The organism is Moraxella sp. 179-F 1C4 NHS, assembly GCF_045370505.1.
Lineage (GTDB): Bacteria > Pseudomonadota > Gammaproteobacteria > Pseudomonadales > Moraxellaceae > Faucicola > Faucicola tetraodonis.
In genome coordinates this window covers 80,370-101,273 of the sequence record NZ_JBIQEC010000009.1, presented here as the reverse complement: position 1 = coordinate 101,273, position 20,904 = coordinate 80,370, and the positions used below count along the sequence as shown (strand labels likewise).

The window sequence follows — 20,904 nt, the reverse complement described above, 5'->3', positions numbered from 1 at the left end:
CCTAGACCAATTAATAACCGTGTTAGGGTAGGATCTGTTTTTGACAGGGATAAGTTACCGCCTTTATTAAGTGAAATAGCCATTTGTATCTCCTATATTATAATATTGAATTAGCTAAAATTTTTCTGAGGGTGTTTTCCTCCCTTAAATTAAACAATTATCTGTATAAAGTCAAAGCTCTATTCTTTAGCTTAACGCTTTATACAAAAAATATTTTAAAATTTTTGAGGTATGCTTAAAAAAAACGGAAGAAAAATATTTACTAAACTTGCATCCTAAACCAGAGTTTACCATGAGTAAGAAAAGAGTAGAACACAGCGACACCTATAAGGCTGAAGCCCGCGCCAAAATCAACTGATGGCAGCCTTGTCACCTGCGGGAATTTCTAATACTTTGACCGTCAAGCTGCTTGATAAAATCTACCAAAAGTTTTTATACGATTAGCAGATGTTATTGGTTACAATATGCTTATGTAAATTCTAGTGCTCGACCTTATAATTGCACTAGTTTTTGTTTTTTGGTTTTTGGTTTTAATCGGGTATGGCTGGCGGGCTGTTAATAAGCTGGCATCAAAATATTTAGTAATTTATATTTAGTGACTTATATTTAGTAATTTGGATGGTTGGGGAAGCATAACTTTATGGAAGGCTCGATTGATCTCGTTAGTTTGGTAACGCACGCCAGTATTTTCGTCAAAATTATCATGGGCATTTTATTATTTGCTTCTTTGTTGTGTTGGGTCACTATTTTTCGTTTAAGTAGTCGCTTGGCAATTGCCACGCGCGCCGATAATTATTTTGAGCAAACCTTTTGGTCCGGGGTTGAATTGCCAACCCTATACAAAGGCGTTCAAGGTAACCCAGATAGAAGTGGACTTGAGCAAATCTTTTTTATTGGCTTTAGTGAGTTTTTAAAACTGCTCAAAAACACCCAAGCGCGTAGTGAAATCATTGAAGGCGTCGAGCGCAAACTTCGCGTTGGCTTGGGGCGTCAGCAACTCGAGCTTGAGCAAGGATTGCCGTTGCTAGCCAGTATTGCCTCGGTCTCGCCATATATCGGTCTGCTTGGTACGGTCTGGGGGATTATGACGGCTTTCATGGGCTTATCGACTTCTTCGCAAGCCACACTGGCTGCGGTTGCCCCGGGTATTGCCGAAGCCTTGATTGCCACGGCGCTCGGGTTGTTTGCTGCGATTCCAGCGGCACTGGCTTTCAACCATTTTACCGCAAAAAACGATAAAGTTTATCAAAGTCGTAGCCTGTTCTGTGATGAGATGACAGGCATGTTGTTGCGACAAACTGTGGATACGGCTACCAATTTACCGACAGGGATGAATTCACCTGCCATGATGCCACCGCTCGCTCGCTAGATAAACGCTAAATGCTAAATGAATGTTAGATAAATTTTATTGAACAACTTGACACTATGAAAGCAAATCCTTACAGCCGTAGCCGTCCTCAAAAACTCAATGCGGGTATGAATGTGGTGCCTTATATTGATGTTATGTTGGTGTTGCTTGTTATATTTATGGTGACTGCGCCCATGCTAACGACGGGGGTGGATATTGATTTGCCAAAAGCGCAAACCAAATCACTACAGCAAGGCACGCAGTTACCGGTGATTGTGTCACTAAAATCTGATGGACAGCTATATTTAAGTACCCAAGACAAAACCGATGAGCCAATGAGCGAAGAAGCACTAATCGCCACTTTGAATAATTTACAATCTCAGCCTCAATACCAGTTCGATGGTAAACCCAATGTCAATGTGATGATTAATGCTGATCAAAATAACCAATATGGGGATATTATCCAATTGATGGCAAACTTGCAGCAAGCGGGCATCCAAAAGGTTGGCTTGTTAACGGCACCGCCAAAACCAGCCAGCAAATAGCCTTTTAATCAAATGGCTTTTTAATGAAGTAGCTTTTTAATCAAGCAGCCTTCTAATACGATGACCTTTTAATTTTTGATTGAATATTTTTGGTAGAATAAGGAAATACTGAGACGATGTATGCTGAAGTGACCTCAGTCTATGTACCCGTCAAAACACCCGATTACCCGGTATGGGCGATTGTGCTCAGTGCCATTGCTCATGCATTGGTGGTTGGGTTATTGTTTTTCTTTTATCATAACACCCCGCCAGCGCCCATGGAAACCTCGTTGATTACCCCTGAGCAGTTGTCGGCAATGCAACAGCAAATCAAAGCCAACCAACAAAATGAGCTTGCGCAAAACCAAGCCACGGCTGGCGAGATGGCTGACGCTCACACACCGTCTTTAAATTCGCAAACCCTATCAACTGTGCCAATGAATACGCCCCATTCGACATCAACCAATCAAATTGAAACGGTTAAAAATACGTTAGCCGCCAAGCAGGCGCAATGGGAAAAAGAGCAGGCGCTATTTGCTGAAAAGCTAGACCGAGAAGTAGCAGCTGAAAGACAAGGCGTGATTGATGAATTAAACCAGCGCAATGAAACCCAGCAGCGAAATCTGCAAGATTATAAAATTGCCGAAAGCAATATTGATGAGGTAAAAAACGAAATACGCGCGAACAATGCCGCTTATAATAAAAATCTCAATGCCAATAGCGAGCGGCAAAGTGATAATAATATAAAATCACTGGATTTGGGTAAAGATGGTCAATCTACAGGTGCAGCGCAATCGCAATCATCTGGTGGTCAAAGTTCTAGCAGACGTGGTGGTGCATCGGGTGGGAGCTCGGCAGGCTATGTCAGCCAAGTCATGGCGATGATTGATGCAAATTGGAATGTACCAACCAATAGTAATGGCAATTCATTAACGGCGTCATTTAGCATTGCTGCGGATGGTACAATTAGTAATATTACTATTCGCGGCAGTAGTGATGCCGCTTTTAAAGCAAGCTTACAACAAGCAATCAACCAATCAAGTCCACTGCCGCCCCCGCCAAATGGCGCAAGAAGCATGACGGGCAATTTTAGAGCTAAATAGTAAAGTCAAATAGGAAAGCTAAGTAGTAAAGCTAAATAGTGTGGTAGCGCTTAGTCTTGCCCAGTCTTTTTTGGCGATTAAAACAATGCTATTATTTGAAACCAATTTTTAATAATTATAACTATTGCAGGCTAATTATGAACCATACTCTTTTGAAAGCGGCAATCATTGCCTTGGCTACCACTGCGATGCCACCTCTAGCGAATGCTGCCGACAATGTTGATTTTACCCTAGTCAAGCAGGCACCACGCTCTAACTTGCAAATTGCCATTGTACCATTTGCTGGTGCGGAGAGTATCTCAGGGATTGTCACCAATGATTTGACCAATTTGGGGCAATTTACCTTAGATAGTAATTTACCAGAGCGGCCTCATAGCAGTCGTGAAGTCACTTTGCCTGTCTGGCAGCATAACGCCGTCCCTTATCTGGTGGTCGGCAATACGCGCAGCAATCGTGGCAATGTTGAAATCAATTTTGAAGTCATTAATGTGGCGACAGGCGAGGTGATGCAAGGTCTGCAAACCGTTACCAGCAAAAATAACTCGCAAAGTTTGCGTATGGCAGGGCATAAGGTTGCTGACCGTATCTATGAGATATTGACAGGCATCAAAGGCGATTTTTCTGGGCGCATTGCGTATGTGGTGGAAACAGGCAAGCCTAAAAACCGTGTGTCACGTTTGGTCATTTCTGATGTGGATGGGTTTAACCCAAAAGTGATTTATGAGTTTAACGGTACCATTAAAACCCTAAATACCTCTGCTGACAATCAAACCTTTACTTTTCAAGTTCAGCCCGACACGCTAGGCTATCCGCAGGTCATGTCTGCCAATATTGTCAGCGGGGCAGTCAGCAATTTGACGAATTTTAAAGCCATGAATTATGGCGCGTCCGTGAGTAAAGATGGCCGTGTGATATTTAGTAGCAGTTTTGAAAACGGCATACCGCAGATTTATTTGGCGCAAGGTGGCAATTCTCGTCGCTTGACCAATGACCCTGTGGGGGCTATTTATCCTAGTTGGGCGCCTGATGGCCAATCATTTGTCTATACTTCAGATAGAGCCGGTGGTAAAAAAGGCGGTAATAAAGGTCAAATTTATCTATACAATCTGGCAACCGGTAGTGAACAGCGCTTGACGGGCGGCGGACTGAGCAGTATGGGGCGCATCAGCAATGATGGTAAAAAAATGTCCTATTTGTCGGGCGCCAATCAAGGCGCGGTGATGGATCTGGGTTCGCGCTCGGTAACCGCTGTAAATAACGTTGGGTTAAGTGAAGCCCCAGGTGTCTCACCCAATGGACAACACTATATTTATTCCAATAAAAATGTCATTACCATTGTATCGAATGGCAAATCCATCAGTATTAGCCCATCCCAAAATGGCGTACCCAATGGCTTGATTTATGGACCACTTTGGCTCAATCCAGACGCCAATAATGTTTTACCTTAACCAAGCCACAAATAACATGAAGCATGTTTATCTCTTACCCCGTTTATGGTGCGCCGCTGTTATGGCAATTGTCATGGCAATTAGCTTGGCGATGACAGGGTGTCAGACCATGCGCTCGCCATCAACAAAACTATCTAACACCACCCTGCAAAGTTCGACCTCACTGCCCAAAGTCATAGCGACTGCGCCAACTAATTTGCTGCATATGGATGCTCGCCAGCTGTCAGGTAAGTTGATTTTTATTTATTTAACCGGATTTGGGGAAAATCGCCAAGCGCAGCTGATTGAAACCCAAATCGATGGCAGCGACCCAAAGACTTTGTATAAGGTCAATGGGACGATAATGAGCTTATCCGCCAGTCGCTTAGGCGACCGCCTGATTTTTACCGTTCAAGCAGGAAAAAGTTATCCTCAAGTCGTTATCCTTGATAGAGCGACTTTGCAAGTCACTGAGATTTCTGCAGTTTCTGGCAGACGCACCCATAATTTTAGTGGCGCAATCTCCCCTGATGGGCGCCAATTGTTACTAGCAAATAGCCAAATGGGCAATCCAGAGATTTTTTTGACCGATAGCAGCGGCAATGTAAAACAACAACTGACGCATCAACCAGCAATTGATTTAGCCCCTGTGTGGTTGCCAGATGGTCAATCCTTTATATTTACGTCGGATAAAGCCAAATTTTTACAACCGCAACTTTATCAATACTATTTTGCAAAACAACAATTTTTGCCTTTAAACTTGCCTGGTAAAACCAATGCCATAGCTCGGATTAGTCCTACGGGGCGTTTGATCACTTATGTCAGCGATAATAGCCAAGGCAGGCTTGCAGATATGGCAACTAAAAAAAGCATCGCTATCAATAATGAAGGATTGGCTGAACCTGCCAACTTTTCGCCCGATGGCAACTATTTACTTTATTCGGCAAAAAACCGCATAAAAATCATCCCAGTACCGACTTTTGAGTCATTGAGATTGCAGCAGTCGCCTGCTAGCTGGACAATCGAGTTTGCCGATAGCAACCACCAACCATTTACCATTCGAGAGCCGATTTGGGTAACACCCTAAAGTCCATAACAATCAATTGAAATTCTAGTGTATGACCCGATAAAAAAAGTAATAATCATTAATGGAAAATTATAATGAACCTAGAAAAACCAACAGATGCTCACACACCTGACCCAGCCAATCCACAATTTGGTAGTGGGGCGAATGGTTATCCATCAGCGTTACCGCAATACACGCAGCTTAGTCAAAACTTACCGGTGACCCAAAGCCAAATCAGTTATAACCACATTACTTATGCGTTGGCGCTGTTTAGTTATTTTACTGCGGGACTGACTTGGATTATTCCGATTGTGATGAATTACTTAAAGCGCGATGAGGCTAGAAACACGTGGCTTTATAGTCACTTTGATTGGCAAATCAAAACGTTTTGGTACAGTATATTTTTTTGGGTGATTGGTTTTGTCATGGTGATTTTTGCGACTGGCGGGCTATTTTTTGGCGCCGCCGTTGATAGTAATCATACGATGGGTGGTAGTTTTATTGTCGGTGCTTTAGGCGGCCTGATAATCGTCGCCACAGTCTTATGGCATCTGTATCGCATTATTCGTGGTTGGATTGCCTTGTCAAATGGTCGAGCTGTGCCTTAGTCTTTGATTATAGGACGTTAAAAGCTAAATCCTGCAATCTATATTCTAAATACTCTGGGTTGATAGCTGATATGGTAGTTAATATAGCGGTGAAGCAAAGAAAATTGCAGGTGTTTATTTAGCGTCAACACTGATATAATAGCTTTTCTGATTTTGACGAGATAGTCTAGACAGCACGTCAACGGGTGCTATCTCTCAAGCTAAATAGGTTAGTTCTGCTTGTATAAAGGGCAGAGTCAATTAGATTCACCCATGCAATGTGAGTGCTTATTCAACTATGTATGCCTTTCTTCGTCCGTTCTTATTTAACACCGATCCTGAAAAAGCCCACGAAATCACGTTATCATTACTCGAAAAATCGCAAAAATTTGGGATGCTCGGGTTTTTGTACGGTAAGCAAGAATTGACGACAGAATGTATGGGGTTAACCTTTACCAATCCGGTAGGTTTGGCAGCCGGGCTTGATAAAAACGGCGAATATATCGATGCGTTAGCGGCATTGGGTTTTGGCTACATCGAAATTGGTACGATTACCCCAAAACCACAGCCTGGCAACGAAAAACCCCGTCTATTTCGTATCAAAGAAGCCCATGCCATTATCAATCGCATGGGATTTAATAATAAAGGCGTCGATTATCTCATCGAGCAAGTTAAGCGTGCAAAATATCAAGGCATTTTGGGTATTAACATTGGCAAAAATGCCAGCACGCCTGTTGAAAATGCCCTAGATGACTATATTTATTGTCTAGAGCGAGTGTATCCTTACGCGTCTTATATTACAGTGAATATCTCCTCTCCCAATACCAAAAACCTGCGTGACTTGCAAAGTGGTGATGCGCTCACGGCGCTGCTTGATGGCATCAAATCACGCCACAGCCAACTCGCTAGCCAACATCAGTATTATGTGCCATTGGTACTGAAAGTTGCCCCAGATTTGGAAGAAGACCAAATTGATTATATTGCCAAAGAATTGGTGCGTTTTGATATTGATGGGCTGATTACCACCAATACCACCTTAAGCCGTAATGGGGTAGAAGACTACAAAATCAGTCAAGAAGCAGGCGGGCTATCAGGTCGACCACTGAGCCACCGTAGTACCCAAGTTCTTGAGCAGTTTGCCGAACGCTTACCGAGCTCAGTTGCGCTTATCGGCGTAGGCGGCATTGACAATGGTCAACGCGCGGTTAAAAAGATTGAAGCAGGTGCGGATTTGATTCAGCTCTATAGTGGTTTGATTTATGAAGGACCAGAGCTCATTCAAACCTGTGTTGAAGCCCTTGACGGTTATCGTCTAAGCCAACATTCGCCGTCTACTTTGTAAATCCCATGATACGAGCTTGACCCGATGACTTTGTTAGATATGCTAGTGTTGTTTGTATTGTTTATGGGGTTGTGGCAGGGATTTAATAATGGCTTAATGCGCTCACTGGTGGGCATGTTTGGTTGGCTATTGGCACTGCTGCTAGCCAGTTATTTGGCAAAACCTTTAGCACCGTTTTTTGTGTCATTCACTGGCTCAACCGGCCTTAGTATCATTGCGGCATTCTTGGCAATTGGCTTATTTGTCATCGTGGGACTGCAAATCGTATTATGGGTGATGAGTAAAACCTTGCAGGGGCTTAGACTGAGTATCGTAGATAAATTGGCGGGCGCGGGGTTTGGCTTGGTCAAAAATTTGGTCATTGTGTTGATGGTGCTGAGTTTATTGGCGCCTTTTGTCGGTCAACGTGACTTTTGGCAGCAGTCTAAGTTTGCCAATGCGCTACTGCCAATGGCACCTTTTGCGACCCAAATCACCCAACAGCTTGCTGCCAATCTGGGGAAAACCGCTTTCGAAGGAATAGGGCAAATGGGCCAATAGCATTGGTAAGTTTAACTGACGGCTAACATCTTCTAAGCCGCCAAATAAGGTAGTTTCATTCAATTTTCATCAGGTCTCATAGCCATCCGTGAAAAATCAAAGGGGTAAAATATGTGTGGAGTTGTCGGTATAGCCGCTCACAGTCCGGTTAATCAAATGCTATACGATGCGCTGACTATGCTGCAGCATCGCGGGCAAGATGCCGCGGGTATTGTGACATGTCAAGATGGACGTCTGTTTTTGCGTAAAGAAAATGGCATGGTGCGCGATGTGTTCATGACACGTCATATGATGCGTCTTGTCGGTAATCAAGGCATCGGGCATGTACGTTACCCAACAGCTGGTACGTCTAGCAGTGCGGAAGCTCAGCCTTTTTATGTCAATTCGCCGTATGGTATTACCTTGGCGCATAATGGTAATTTGACCAACGCAGAAGAGATTGCCAAAGAACTGTTTATGGAAGATATGCGCCATATTAATACCGATTCTGATTCAGAAGTCTTGCTCAATGTGCTAGCGCATGAGATGCAAAAACTCGGTATCCAGCATCCAAGTCCCGATGATATTTTTGAAGCGATGACATCCGTCTACAAACGTATCGAAGGTGCGTATGCGGTGGTCGCCATGATTACGGGCTATGGTATTTTGGCATTTCGTGACCCCAATGGCATTCGTCCGCTGATTTTTGGTCAACGATTAGCGGAAAATGGCGGCTTTGAATATCTGGTGGCATCTGAGTCAGTTGCGTTAACCGCATTGGGTTTTGATATCGTTCGAGATGTGAAGCCCGGTGAAGCGATTTTTATTGATGAAAACAATAACTTTTTTAGTCGTCAGTGTGTCGAAGCTAAAGAGTTTAGACCTTGTATTTTTGAATACGTCTATTTTGCCCGCCCAGATTCGATTATTGATAATATTTCTGTTTATAAAGCCCGTATGCGTATGGGCGAGTCGTTAGCGCAGAAAATCATCAAAGAATGGGGCGAAGATCACGGGATTGATGTGGTTATTCCTATTCCCGATACCTCACGTACTTCTGCGATGGAGCTTGCCCAGCATCTAGGTGTGAAATACCGTGAAGGCTTTATGAAAAACCGCTATATCGGTCGCACCTTTATTATGCCAGGTCAACAGCAACGCAAAAAATCGGTGCGTCAAAAATTAAGCGCAGTGCCTTTTGAATTTAGAAATAAAAACGTATTGTTGGTCGACGATTCAATTGTACGTGGCACGACTTGCCACGAGATTATCCAAATGGCACGTGATGCAGGCGCCAATAATGTGTATTTTGCCAGTGCGGCGCCACCCGTCAAATATCCCAATGTGTATGGTATTGACATGCCAGCGCGCAATGAGCTGATTGCCTCAGGTCATAGTGTGGAAGACGTTTGTAAAATCATCGGCGCGGATCGTTTGATATTCCAAGATTTGGATGATTTGATTGAAGCGGTACAAGACAAACACAGCGATGCCAAAAAATTTGACTGTTCGGTATTTGATGGCAAATACATCGCTGGTGGTATTGATGAAGACTATTTGGATGAATTACAGCGTAAACGCAGTGATAAAGCCAAACAGAAAAAATCTGGGATACAAGACGTGGCTGATACACCTGTGGATATCGTCGGGGTGCAAACCGAGGTATAAGTTATCCTTCATAAAAAAAGCCCAAGTTGGGCTTTTTTTTATGGGGATTGAAAACCTATCAGATTTAATCCCCATAAAAACCCATTAAGGCTAGCAATCCCCACCAGCATACTTAGCAGTAATTGCTTTTTCCAATGATAGCTGAGCAACACCACTAAAAGCGCTAATATCTCTGCCACAAGTAATGGTGATAAGCCCAGACTCATACTCATAGGCTTGGGCTGCTGCCAATGCAAAGAAGTTAAAATCAACAGCGTCATCACCGATAATGGCAATGCTTTATTCACCGCGAGCAACGATGGCGCATCCAATAATCGCTTTGGCAAAATTATCGGGGTCAAGCGGGTGAGAAAAGTCACCAAAGCCATGGCAAAAGTAGCGGCGACTAAATAAAAGTTATCAGGTGGTATGTTCATAATATTATAACGATTAATGGATAAATTTTTTGGCGGTTGAACTGTCACGTAGTTTGAACTATCAGAGAGCTTGCTCATGAGCAGATTTATTGCTCATAAAAAAGTGGATGATAATGAGTCCCAAACTCACGCAAATCGCTGATAGTAGCAACCAATCGGATATAAAATAAAATGCCGCTATAAATGCAATGATGGCGATGAATATGGGATAGTAAGCCTTGACCGCTTTAAACTGCTCGTAGGCTAAAATAGCAAATAAGCACACTAACGCAAAATCCAAATGGGGTACCCAATCATTGAGCCCTGCACCCAGCAAAATGCCCAATATGGTACCGATAACCCAATAACACTGATTGAGCAAGCTCACAGGTAATATGAGGCTTTGGCGTTCATTTTCATGAAGGGTGGTTAACACGGAAAAAGTTTCATCGGTTAACGCAAACAAGCAATAAAATCGACGGATAGGATTGGTTGGTAATTGTTTTAACAAAGGAATGGCATAAAAAGCATGGCGCAAATTTATCGCTAAGGTATTGCTGGCGATGGTTGAGATTCCAACCCCGCCCGCTAACAGCGCAATAGAAGCATATTGCGCCGCACCCGCGTATAACACCACACTAGATAAAATCGCCGCCCATATAGGCATTTTTGCTGCCACAAACAACACACCAAAGGCAATGCCCGCAGGAATATAGCCCATTGCCACAGGAAAACTTACTTTAAACGCCTGTTGCCATAACCCATTTTTCATTAATTCATTTGTCATCATTGCTATTCTTGTTTAGATTCTAGCCATAAAAATACCCTAGCAAGTAGGGTATTTTTGCCGCTCAAATCATTTATTGATTATCTAATACTTTGTTGTCGTAGATAGGCGCATTGCGGTCTTCAAAAACCACTTCGTCCTCAACAAATTCTGGTTTGACTTCGACAATAAAGTCTTTGCGCGACATACCGAGCCACAGTGGAATCGCACTGGCGATATACACCGATGAGAAAGTACCTAAAATCAAGCCAATGAGCAATGCTACTGAGAACCAATGCAAGCTTTCACCGCCAAGCAGCAGCATCGCGACCACTACCAGCAACACCGTTGAAATGGTCATAATGGTACGACGTAGCGTTTCGGTGAGCGATAAATTGACAATTTGCGTTGGGCTAGCACCACGGACACGGCGAAAATTCTCACGGATACGGTCAAAGACGACGATGGTATCGTTAATCGAGTAACCAATCAGTGATAACACTGCAGCAAGCACGGTCAAATCAAACGGCCACCCGAAAAGTGCGAAAATACCCACGGTGATAATACTATCATGAAATAACGCCAACACCGCGCCTAAGGCTAATTTGGCTTGGAAACGCACCATCACATAAATAAACATACACAGTAATGCCAGTGCCGTTGCCCCCAAGGAGCTGACATAAATTTCATTACCTACTTGACTGCCAACCACGTCAATATTCTTGATGGTGGCATTGTTATTGGGTAAATCTAACGCAGTATCGAGAGAGTTTGATAACCCTTCGATTTGTTTTTGCGGCGGCAGGCGTACCAAAATTTCTTTGTTACTGCCCAAATATTGCACCACACTGTCATTGATTTTATGGCTTGCTAAGGCTGACTGAACTTGGGCTTGTTGCACGGGTTGCTCATAAACAACCGTGGCCGACACACCGCCTGTAAAGTCTAAGCCTAGATTTAAACCTTTGGTTAAAATAGCGACCAAACCCAGAATCGTTAAGATGGCGGATAATATGGCAAAAGGTTTAGATACCTTCAAAAAATCAATAATACGCCGACCCGCAAAGAGTTTTTCACCGCCAAAACCATCTGCCGAAAATTCAGCAATGGCAGTGTTAGCCACCGCCAACCCAGCGTTTTGGGTTGCAGTATCGGAGGAGTTGGCAGGTTGCTTGACCAAATTTTTATTCACCCCTTTACCATTACGGCGCGGCGTTTTGCGGTGCTGTTTATTTGATGCTATTTCATCACTACGACGTACACCGAGCTCGGAGAGTTTTTGCTCGGGGTTAATGGGTTCTGAGCCATCTAAACCCTCTAGATCCTCTAACTTATCATCATTCATTATTCGCTCCTTAACCAATACTTAGGCGTTTGACAGTTTTGCGGTAGCCATAAGCTAACTGTACCAGTGCACGCGTGACGGTCACTGAGGTGAAGATAGAGCTGGCAATACCAATGGCTAAGGTAACAGCAAAACCTTTAATCGGACCTGTACCAATCGCAAATAAAATAAATGCGACAATCAAGGTAGTTAGCTGCGCATCAAAAATACTGGTAAATGCGCGGTTAAAACCCGCCACAATCGCAGATTTTGGTCTGGCGCCGTTGGCAAGCTCTTCGCGGATGCGTTCAAATATCAGCACGTTGGCATCCACCGCCATCCCGATGGTTAACACGATACCTGCGATACCCGGCAAGGTTAGGGCAGAACCAATCACTGACATGATGGCTAAAATCATCATTAAGTTAAAAATCAACGCGATATTGGCAATCAAACCAAATAAACGATAAAAGATAATCATAAATAAGAACACGAGTAAGTAGCCGACTTGGGTAGAGAACATACCTTTTTGGATGTTATCTTGCCCCAATGATGGACCAATAGTACGTTCTTCAACAAAATACATGGGCGCCGCTAGCGCACCTGCACGAAGTAACAAAGCCAGCTCTGAGGCTTCTGCATTACTATCTAAGCCCGTGATTTGGAAAGTTGAGCCAAAGACGCCTTGAATGGTCGCTTGATTGATAATATGGCTTTCTGCGTAAGGTGTTCTTACTTCTTTATTTTGACCTGTCACTGGGTCTGGTTGGAAGGTGACACGCTGCTTATTTTCAATAAACAGTACCGCCATTTGTTTGCCCACTGATTTCGCTGTGGTATTTTGCATCAAACGACCGCCTGCGTTATCCAGCGTGATATTGACTTGAGGGCGACCATTTTGATCCATCCCTGCTTGGGCATCCTGTACGTTTCGACCGGTGACCACAGCTTGACGTTCCAACAAGGTTTTTTGTGGGCTGTCAACTTCACCAAATGAGTAGGCTTCAGTGCCTGCAGGCAATACCCCAGATGGATTGGCTTGGAAGGTATTGTTTTGCTCAGACACCATACGAAATTCGAGATTGGCGGTACGACCAATGACCCGTTTGGCTTCTGCGGTATCTTGTACCCCGGGTAATTCCACCACAATACGGTTGGCACCTTGTGATTGCACCACGGCTTCAGCCACGCCTAGCTCATTAATACGGTTTCGTAAAGTCGTCAAGTTTTGGGTGACCGCATCTTGAGAGATTTGTGAAATCGTCGACTGGGTCAAGGTCATGTTAATCGCTGGACCCCCTGCATTGATGAGCGGTTGTAATTCGTAATTTGTCCCAAAGCGACTACGTAACACATTCATGGCTTGATCACGCGCGGCATTATCGACAAAGTTTAACGTCAGATTATTTTGCCCTGCTTGTAAATTGGTCACGGCAATTTTTTGGTTGCGTAGCTCTGTACGAATATCTCGAGTTAAGTTTTCCAAACGTTGAGAGACGGTTTTGCTCATATCAACTTCTAGTACAAACCGTACACCACCCCGCAAGTCCAAGCCTAATTTAATAGGATTGCCGCCAATATTACGTAGCCATGCTGGCGTGGTTTGTGCCAAGTTCAGTGCCACCACGTAATTGTCGCCAAGCTTTTCTTTTAGCACTTGTTGCGCTTTAAGCTGCGTTTCAGTCGACTCATCACCAATTTTTAACAAAGCTGATTTACCATCAAAACTGTTGTTCTTGGTTGGGATGTTGGCGGCATTTAGGATGGTTTCCGCTTGTTTTAGTACATCATTGGTCAATGTGGTACTAGCGGAAGCCCCCGTGATTTGAACGGCGGGCTTGTCTGGATAAAGGTTTGGTAGGGCATACAGGGTGCTCAGTAGCAGCACAATGCCGATTAAAAAGTATTTCCAAGCAGGGTAGTGCATAATCTTGACTTCTTAAACTTGATTTTTTTTAGGTAACTAGTTGTTCTACTAGGGCTATTAACCGCGATCAACAAGGCAGTAAAATATCATAATAGCCAGTTGGCAACTTAACAGAATGCTAGGTCGCCAACCTGACAGGTGAGCTGCATCAGCAATTATTTAAGACTATCAATGGTACCCACAGGCAATACCGAAATGATTGAGGCACGTTGCACCATCACCTCTTGGGTAGTATTTAATGCTACAACCGCATATTCACCTTGAAGTTTTTTGATTTTCCCCATCAAGCCACCGGCAAATACCACTTCATTGCCTTCTTTAATGGCATCAATCATTTGACGATGCTCTTTGTTACGACGGCTTTGTGGTCGGATAATAATGAAGTAAAAAATAGCAAAAAAAGCCAATGGCAATAGCATTTGCATGATGGTGGAAGCACCTGTTCCAGTAGGTGCTGCCGCCGCACCTTCCGCATGGGCAGATTGGATAAATGCTAAAATAGCGGTAAGTAGCATAGTTAAAATACCCTTCAATTGAGACTTAGTCATAAAACAGTGATAAAAACAACCTGTAATGATAACCGATTTAGCCAAATTAATAAATGATTAACCCTTGTTTGCTGAAATAATTCAGCGCTAGGAAGATGAACGGTGAGTAGAAAATCCAGCGATTTTGGATAGTTTTAGATATGAGGGTCACAGAGTTTTATCGGAGTTATTCACTATTTTATGCTTGATTATTAACAATGACGTAACAATAAAGTTAATGGTTATGCTATGCTTAGTTGTAACAAATTATTTCTTTTAGGGTCAAACAATTGGTGTTACCAATTGAAGGAAAATCTCATGACTATGACGTTAAATTTTCAACCGATTGATAAAATCCGAAAGCAGGTAAGGTCAAAACTATGGCTAGGTGTAGTCATCGCGACTTCGTTAACCGTCCCAACGCTGGCAAACGCTGAGATCACCCAGCGTGATATCGATAATTACGGTGCGGCGATGGCGGCTGCAGCAAATGCTAAGAGCATTTCGCGCGTTGCAAGCCTAGTGGCTGATGATGCCTTGATATCTGTGTCGCGTAAAGGAAAAACCACCACCTTAAATAAAAGCAATTATCTAAACCTCTTGCAAAACAACTGGTCAAAAGCAACACGATATGGCTATGATATACAATTAAACAACGTGGTATCTAGCGGTAACCATGCCAAAGCAGATGCCATAACCACAGAAGTCATCGTCGAAAATAACGTAACGACACGTTTAGTAACAACTTCACGCATTACCTTTGCTGAAAGCGGTAACTCGGTGTTATTGTCTAGGGCGATTAGCCAGCTTGTGATTGAAAAGCACTAATTTAGTGGTGTTAAAAAGGGTGGTGCAAAAGTTTTGTGCCACTTTTTTTATGGATTCTAGTATAATTTCAGCCAATATTTAATTTCACTGGCTTGAAATCACAGCCGTTTTTTTATTTATAATGTCAAATTTTAGCTTATATTCTTTCATAGTTTTACGCTATGAGATGGATATATGTCCTACATCTAAATTGCAAAAAAGAGCTAGGAATTATCATGTTGCTTTCGATAAGCCATTCATCAAAAAAAACTATCAAACCGTTAAGTTTAGCTATCTCGTCTATTATTCTGGCAGCCTGTAGCAGTGCGCCAACCACCAGCACCACCAGTCCAGCGGGTAAACCCATGATTGGATCATCCAGTCACAGCAAAAGCACTGTGCGTAGCGCGCAAGAAAATGCAGCGTTACTGGATATGGATAGTTTGGATGAACTTGAAGGGCTGCTTGAAGCCACCGACATGAGCATGGTAGAGAATAACGCTTTGTTGGTTCAGCGCTATGGTAATTTGTGGGATAGACTGCGCGTCAATTTTCGTATGAACTCAAATGTGTACGATCCGCGTATTGAAGCGCAAAAAAGTTGGTTTATTAGCCGCCAAGACTATCTAAACCGCTTAACAGCGCGTGCTAGCCGCTATTTATACTACACGGTGCGAGAAGCTGAGCGTCGCAATATTCCAACGGAACTGGCATTATTGCCTGTGATTGAAAGCTCTTATGACCCCAATGCCAATAGTAACGCATCGGCTGCAGGTTTATGGCAGTTTATTCCAAGTACAGGTCGTATTTATGGGTTGAATCAAACCAGTACCTTTGATGGTCGCCGTGATGTGATTGAGTCAACCCGTGCCGCTTATGACTATTTAACCGCCTTGTATAACCAGTTTGGTAGTTGGGAGTTGGCATTAGCATCGTACAATGCCGGTCCAGGCCGTGTCCAATCTGCGATTAATTACAATGCCGCGCGCGGGCTACCCACGGATTATTGGTCGCTCAAACTACCCACTGAAACGATGAACTATGTCCCTCGATTTTTGGCAGTGGCGCAAATTGTCAAAAATCCGAGTACCTACAATGTGTATTTACCCGCAATTGCAAACCGTCAGCATTTTAGAGGTGTCCCTGCCAATGTTGGGGTAAGTTTGTATGAAATTAGTAATTTGACAGGCGTAAGCTACGATGAACTGCGCGCCCTAAATCCTGCGTTAATTGCAGGTGCGGTAGATATGTCAGGCCCAAGTCGCATTCTGATTCCCAATGATCTCAATGAATCCATTGACCGTAAAATCACCCAATTACGGGGTAATGGTTATATGAGTCAGCAAGGTTATTTGGCAAACAATAGTTATGTCACCCCTAAAACTACTACGTCTACTTATAACACACCGACGACAAACTTTGGCAACCAAACTAGAACCACAACCGCAAGTCAAGGTGATTCGCTCACTGCCGCCCAACAAGCCTATAGCAAAAAAGAAAAAGTTACCTTGCCATCCTCTAGCAGCGACTTGGCGGCGATGGCAAATAATATGGTTAAAAACCAAACCACGACTTATATCGCCCCTATTCCTAGTGCGCCAAGTATCCAAAGCCGTAATACGGTAATCAAAGAACCGCCGATTACCGCCACCGAACAAAAAATGGTGACCGCTGAAATGCAGTCTACCAATACATTACCAACGACTTCAGCGATTGTCACTGCCAATAACACCGTTGTGCAAGAACCGCCTTTGTCCAATCAAGAGCGTAACTTAATTGCTAAAGAAATCGAAAAAACCGCACCACAAGTAGAGCAAGCGATTAACCCTACAGATAGTAATATCAAGCTCAATGCCATTCAAACCCAGCAATCTGTGCTAGAAGCCAAAGGCGAGACCAAAAAACTGACTTATGAAGAACCACCCGTGGTGTTGCCAAAAGAGGTCAAAATTACCCAAGCGTCGAGCTTAAATGGCAAAGCACCCAGCACGGCGCAAGCAACCACGAGCAAATCCAATACCACCAGTGAAAGCAAAGCTGTCACAGTTAGCAAGCAAGCTGCCAAAAAACGTCCAAGTGGCACACGCAGCACCTATCAAGTCAAAGCTGGCGACACCTTGGCAAATATCGCCAGTCGCATGGGTGTAAATTGGCGAGATATCGCTGAATGGAACCAAATTGACCCAAATGCTGCCTTGCTAGCAGGTTCAACACTTTACTTATACAACGCCAAGCCTATCGAACCCAAAGTAGCAGAATCGCCAAAACGTAAAGCCAATAGCTATATCGTGCAAGCGGGGGATACCTTGACAGGCATCGCCGACAAGTTTGATCTAAATGTCAGTGAGTTAGCAAAATTCAATAATTTACCAGTCACTTATCAAGTGCGTACCAACCAAAACTTGTGGTTAATTCCAGACAAAATGCCAGAGCCGCCAGTGGCACAGCCCGCAGCGCAAAAGCCTGCCCCTGCTAGAGCTGAAGTGCAACCGGTATCAAGTCGTTATACGGTTCAGACGGGTGATACCTTGTCGGGTATCGCTGATCGACTGTCCGTATCGCCCAAAGACATTGCCGATGTCAACGGTTTTAACACCAATTATCGTGTGCAAAAAGGACAAGTCATCATCGTGCCTGTCACAGTTGAAAAGGTCAAATATGCGCTAGCTGGCAAATCGATTAACTACACGGTACGTCCAGGTGATAGCTTAGGTAGCGTCGCCAATAACTTTGATTTAACGGTAGCAGACTTGGCCAAAGCCAATTATCTAAAACCGACTGCAAATTTAATTCAGGGGCAAAAACTGGTTATTCCTCAAGCGGGATTGGGTACGGTGGCTAGCGTGACAGCGACCCGCGAACCTACCGTCAAACGCGACTCTGCAAAACCCGAGAGCAAAAAAGAAACAAAAAAAGAGACCAAAGCAGCCAAAGACGCCCAATCAGAGGATGATAACAAGCCAGCGTCAAAGCCAGTAAGTAAATATAGTCGTGGTGAGGCACAAGGCTACCAAGTAAAATCAGGTGATAGTCTGACAAACTTGAGTGCAAAATATGGCGTTTCTAAAAGTGAGCTTGCCGCTTTAAATAATTTAAAAGGTAATGAGTCGTTATTGATTGGTCAAAACATCAAAATTCCAAAAACCACAACAACCTATAAAGTCAAAGCAGGCGAAGGCTTAATTTCTTTGGCAGGACGCTTTGGCATCAGCCCTAAAGAACTGGCTAGCTTAAATAACTTGTCACCAACGGCCTCGCTAAAAGTGGGTCAAATCATTACTGTGCCAAGATAGATGAACCAAAGCTTGCCAAACAAAAAGACCACTATGTAAAATAGTGGTTTTTTACTTAAGTTTTTACTCAGTTTTTATACTTAGTAAGGAAATTATAAGGCAATAAAAAAGCGTATTTAATTAAAAATACGCCTTTTTTAGATATAGGGTTAATTAGTTAACCATATCTTTTAAACTTTTACCTGCTTTAAAGCTTGGCACTTTGCTTGCTGGAATTTGAATTTCTTCTTTAGTCTGTGGGTTACGACCTGTACGTGCTTGGCGTTCTTTCACGCTAAACGTACCAAAGCCAACCAGTGACACGGTATCATTGGCTTTCATTGCTTCGCCAATCGTTGCGATAAAGGCATTTAATGCTTCAGTTGATTGGGCTTTAGAAAGACCACTTTTTTTAGCAATGCTATCAACTAATTCTGACTTATTCATAAGAATATCCTTCAAATTTTTAGGGATGAAAATAAACGTTATATATACAAAGCATACGCTTGACAAGTAATTAGGCTCAAAGCCTTGAGTATCAAGTGCTGCATAAGTAATTATGATTCGATTATAAGTAAACTCAAGCGGCTTCACAAGCAGTTTAATCATAATTTCTGTGCAATTAAGCATTGATTAACGTGTTTTTGCAAAATATAGTGGTTAGCACACCAAACGATAACATTTTATTTCAACAAAAACCGCTAAAAATTGATATATACAGCTATAGTGAGTAAAAGTGGCTAAGAATCAATCTCGCAATGATTTCTTGACTAAGAATCACCGACTGACAGTGTTTTATACCAGACTTACAATAATTAATGTTATTAACAACCTTTTGAAGTTACACTATCGACAAATTACAAAACCCATATTTGATTAATTTTGTGGAAATTTAATGAACGATAATTTTCAAACTTCGACCAATGCCCCAAGCAATATAGCCACGACAGCGCTCAATGTGGTATTAGTGATTATTGAAACCTTGCTGACCCTGTTGCTACGTTTTGATGCCGATCTTCGTAAGGTTGTCTATCCTTTAGCCACTACCAATACTGTCGTTCATATTCACGCTTATATCCCAAACGTCACTTTTTATATGACTTTTACCGTTAACGGCATTTTGTTAGACAGTCAATTACAGCCTTCTCAGCAGGTCGACGTGACCATCAATGGCTTTACTTGGCAAATCGCCCAGAATTTATTTACCAATCAGCCCAAAGCCATCGAGCAGCTACAAATCCGCGGCGAAGCACAAAAGACGGCAGAGGTGAAGGCTTTTTTACATCAAATTGGTATCAATCAGCTATTACAAGTCATCACAAAAGCAGTCAAAGGCGATAAAGACAAGCAAAAAGTCAAAAAACCTATCAAAACCGATGATGACTATAAACAACAAGTTGAGGCACTCAATAGCCAAGTCAACGCCGCAAATCTACAAAAAACAGCGCTTGAAGCACAAATTTTAGAATTAAACAGTAAAAATAAATGGATGAAACGCGCGGCAATCGCATTTTTTGTATTATTCATTATTTGTGCGATTGGCTGGGTGGTAAAGTAACACCCATTCCCTTATATTGCTTTGATAAAAAAATTGCTTTGATAAAAAATCGCTTATCATTAAGTAAATAAATCTGAGAAATAAATAAATCCGAGTGTTTTAGTAAGAATTAATCTTGACTAAAAGACTCGGATTTTTATATAATAGTCATACCAACCATAAAACGTGTTTTCACAGCTTACTGTGCTTGAACAGATTTAAATTTTTTAACTTAAGTGGGGCTACTATGCGATTGACAACCCGAGGACGCTATGCAGTGACAGCGCTGCTAGATTTGGCATTGCAAGAGCAAAAACATGAATTGGCTGTGTCATTGTCTGATATCGCAAAACGTCAAGAGATTTCTATTTCTTATCTTGAGCAGTTATTTTCAAAGCTGCGTAAAAAAGGGTTGGTGGTAAGCACTCGCGGTGCTTCAGGCGGTTATCATATTGCCAAACCCATCAATGAAATCTCGATTATGACCATTATTTCAGCCGTTGATGAGTCGGTGGATGCTAGAGCTTGCGAAGGTAAGGGCAACTGCCAAGATGGCGCCATGTGTTTAACCCATGATTTATGGAATGGATTGTCTGAGCAAATTGAAAACTATTTGTCCACGGTGACACTAGATACGCTTATTAATCGTCAAATTATCCGTGAAATTTCTGAGCGTCAAATTTTGATGGTAGAAGATATGCAGCATAGGAAACAATCTGCGGTAAACCCGATGACAGAGGCACCTGTATCGCAACGAGCAAAGCA

19 protein-coding genes and 1 pseudogene are annotated in these 20,904 nt (G+C 42.9%); 13 read left to right on the top strand and 7 right to left on the bottom strand.

Annotated features, from left to right (window positions below):
* Nucleotides 1–83 (bottom strand): TerD family protein (locus ACH0AB_RS06215; RefSeq protein ID WP_472797692.1); only part of this gene is annotated, 83 nt, incomplete at its 3' end.
* A 557-nt stretch (nt 84–640) separates the two neighbouring features.
* Between ACH0AB_RS06215 and tolQ the strand changes: the two genes are divergently transcribed.
* From tolQ to purF, 9 genes are all read left to right on the top strand, one after another.
* Complete coding sequence (gene tolQ, locus ACH0AB_RS06210) at nt 641–1,369, top strand: protein TolQ (protein WP_406877601.1); 729 nt, start codon at nt 641–643, stop codon at nt 1,367–1,369.
* 56 nt (nt 1,370–1,425) lie between these two features.
* On the top strand, nt 1,426–1,893 hold the full coding sequence (gene tolR, locus ACH0AB_RS06205; RefSeq protein WP_312533596.1) for a protein TolR: 468 nt from the start codon (nt 1,426–1,428) through the stop codon (nt 1,891–1,893).
* Between the two features lie 116 nt (nt 1,894–2,009).
* Nucleotides 2,010–2,975, top strand: coding sequence for a cell envelope integrity protein TolA (locus ACH0AB_RS06200; RefSeq protein WP_406877599.1), 966 nt, complete (start codon nt 2,010–2,012; stop codon nt 2,973–2,975).
* A gap of 137 nt (nt 2,976–3,112) precedes the next feature.
* Nucleotides 3,113–4,423, top strand: a complete 1,311-nt coding sequence (locus tag ACH0AB_RS06195; RefSeq protein ID WP_406877598.1) for a TolB periplasmic receptor — start codon at nt 3,113–3,115, stop codon at nt 4,421–4,423.
* Between the two features lie 61 nt (nt 4,424–4,484).
* On the top strand, nt 4,485–5,489 hold the full coding sequence (locus ACH0AB_RS06190; protein WP_406877597.1) for a hypothetical protein: 1,005 nt from the start codon (nt 4,485–4,487) through the stop codon (nt 5,487–5,489).
* Nucleotides 5,490–5,563: 74 nt separating this feature from the next.
* Complete coding sequence (locus ACH0AB_RS06185) at nt 5,564–6,076, top strand: DUF4870 family protein (protein WP_007116703.1); 513 nt, start codon at nt 5,564–5,566, stop codon at nt 6,074–6,076.
* A gap of 277 nt (nt 6,077–6,353) precedes the next feature.
* A complete protein-coding gene (locus ACH0AB_RS06180) occupies nt 6,354–7,397 on the top strand; it encodes a quinone-dependent dihydroorotate dehydrogenase (protein WP_062330420.1) in 1,044 nt (347 codons plus the stop codon).
* A 24-nt stretch (nt 7,398–7,421) separates the two neighbouring features.
* The gene (locus tag ACH0AB_RS06175; RefSeq protein WP_099833953.1) at nt 7,422–7,937 is read left to right on the top strand and encodes a CvpA family protein; all 516 of its coding nucleotides are present in this window, start codon (nt 7,422–7,424) and stop codon (nt 7,935–7,937) included.
* 111 nt (nt 7,938–8,048) lie between these two features.
* Nucleotides 8,049–9,584 (top strand): amidophosphoribosyltransferase, encoded by a 1,536-nt coding sequence (purF, locus tag ACH0AB_RS06170; RefSeq protein WP_076776129.1) that lies wholly within the window; start codon nt 8,049–8,051, stop codon nt 9,582–9,584.
* 38 nt (nt 9,585–9,622) lie between these two features.
* Here purF and ACH0AB_RS06165 read toward each other — a convergent pair whose 3' ends face one another.
* From ACH0AB_RS06165 to yajC, 5 genes are all read right to left on the bottom strand, one after another.
* Nucleotides 9,623–10,078, bottom strand: a complete 456-nt coding sequence (locus ACH0AB_RS06165; protein WP_406877596.1) for an AzlD domain-containing protein — start codon at nt 10,076–10,078, stop codon at nt 9,623–9,625.
* Nucleotides 10,062–10,769 carry an AzlC family ABC transporter permease gene (locus ACH0AB_RS06160; protein ID WP_406877595.1) on the bottom strand — a complete coding sequence of 236 codons (708 nt, stop codon included), beginning with the start codon at nt 10,767–10,769 and terminating at the stop codon, nt 10,062–10,064. The genes ACH0AB_RS06165 and ACH0AB_RS06160 overlap by 17 nt, the downstream gene beginning before the upstream one ends.
* A gap of 70 nt (nt 10,770–10,839) precedes the next feature.
* Nucleotides 10,840–12,090: a protein translocase subunit SecF gene (gene secF, locus ACH0AB_RS06155; protein ID WP_406877594.1), complete on the bottom strand. Its 1,251-nt coding sequence runs from the start codon at nt 12,088–12,090 to the stop codon at nt 10,840–10,842.
* A 10-nt stretch (nt 12,091–12,100) separates the two neighbouring features.
* On the bottom strand, nt 12,101–13,996 hold the full coding sequence (gene secD / locus ACH0AB_RS06150) for a protein translocase subunit SecD (RefSeq protein WP_406877593.1): 1,896 nt from the start codon (nt 13,994–13,996) through the stop codon (nt 12,101–12,103).
* Between the two features lie 155 nt (nt 13,997–14,151).
* Nucleotides 14,152–14,496: a preprotein translocase subunit YajC gene (yajC, locus tag ACH0AB_RS06145; RefSeq protein ID WP_081454568.1), complete on the bottom strand. Its 345-nt coding sequence runs from the start codon at nt 14,494–14,496 to the stop codon at nt 14,152–14,154.
* A 345-nt stretch (nt 14,497–14,841) separates the two neighbouring features.
* Here yajC and ACH0AB_RS06140 point away from each other — a divergent pair, with 345 nt between their 5' ends.
* The gene (locus ACH0AB_RS06140; protein ID WP_406877592.1) at nt 14,842–15,351 is read left to right on the top strand and encodes a hypothetical protein; all 510 of its coding nucleotides are present in this window, start codon (nt 14,842–14,844) and stop codon (nt 15,349–15,351) included.
* Nucleotides 15,352–15,566: 215 nt separating this feature from the next.
* Nucleotides 15,567–18,623, top strand: coding sequence for a LysM peptidoglycan-binding domain-containing protein (locus ACH0AB_RS06135; protein WP_406877591.1), 3,057 nt, complete (start codon nt 15,567–15,569; stop codon nt 18,621–18,623).
* A gap of 153 nt (nt 18,624–18,776) precedes the next feature.
* Here the strand turns inward: ACH0AB_RS06135 and ACH0AB_RS06130 are convergent, their stop codons facing one another.
* Nucleotides 18,777–19,049, bottom strand: coding sequence for an HU family DNA-binding protein (locus ACH0AB_RS06130; protein ID WP_007116691.1), 273 nt, complete (start codon nt 19,047–19,049; stop codon nt 18,777–18,779).
* Nucleotides 19,050–19,497: 448 nt separating this feature from the next.
* Here ACH0AB_RS06130 and ACH0AB_RS06125 point away from each other — a divergent pair, with 448 nt between their 5' ends.
* Both ACH0AB_RS06125 and ACH0AB_RS06120 read left to right on the top strand, forming a co-directional pair.
* Nucleotides 19,498–20,160, top strand: a complete 663-nt coding sequence (locus ACH0AB_RS06125; protein WP_406877590.1) for a hypothetical protein — start codon at nt 19,498–19,500, stop codon at nt 20,158–20,160.
* Nucleotides 20,161–20,386: 226 nt separating this feature from the next.
* A pseudogene (locus ACH0AB_RS06120) lies at nt 20,387–20,818 on the top strand (Rrf2 family transcriptional regulator); the annotation flags it as partial.
* Nucleotides 20,819–20,904 lie beyond the last annotated feature (86 nt).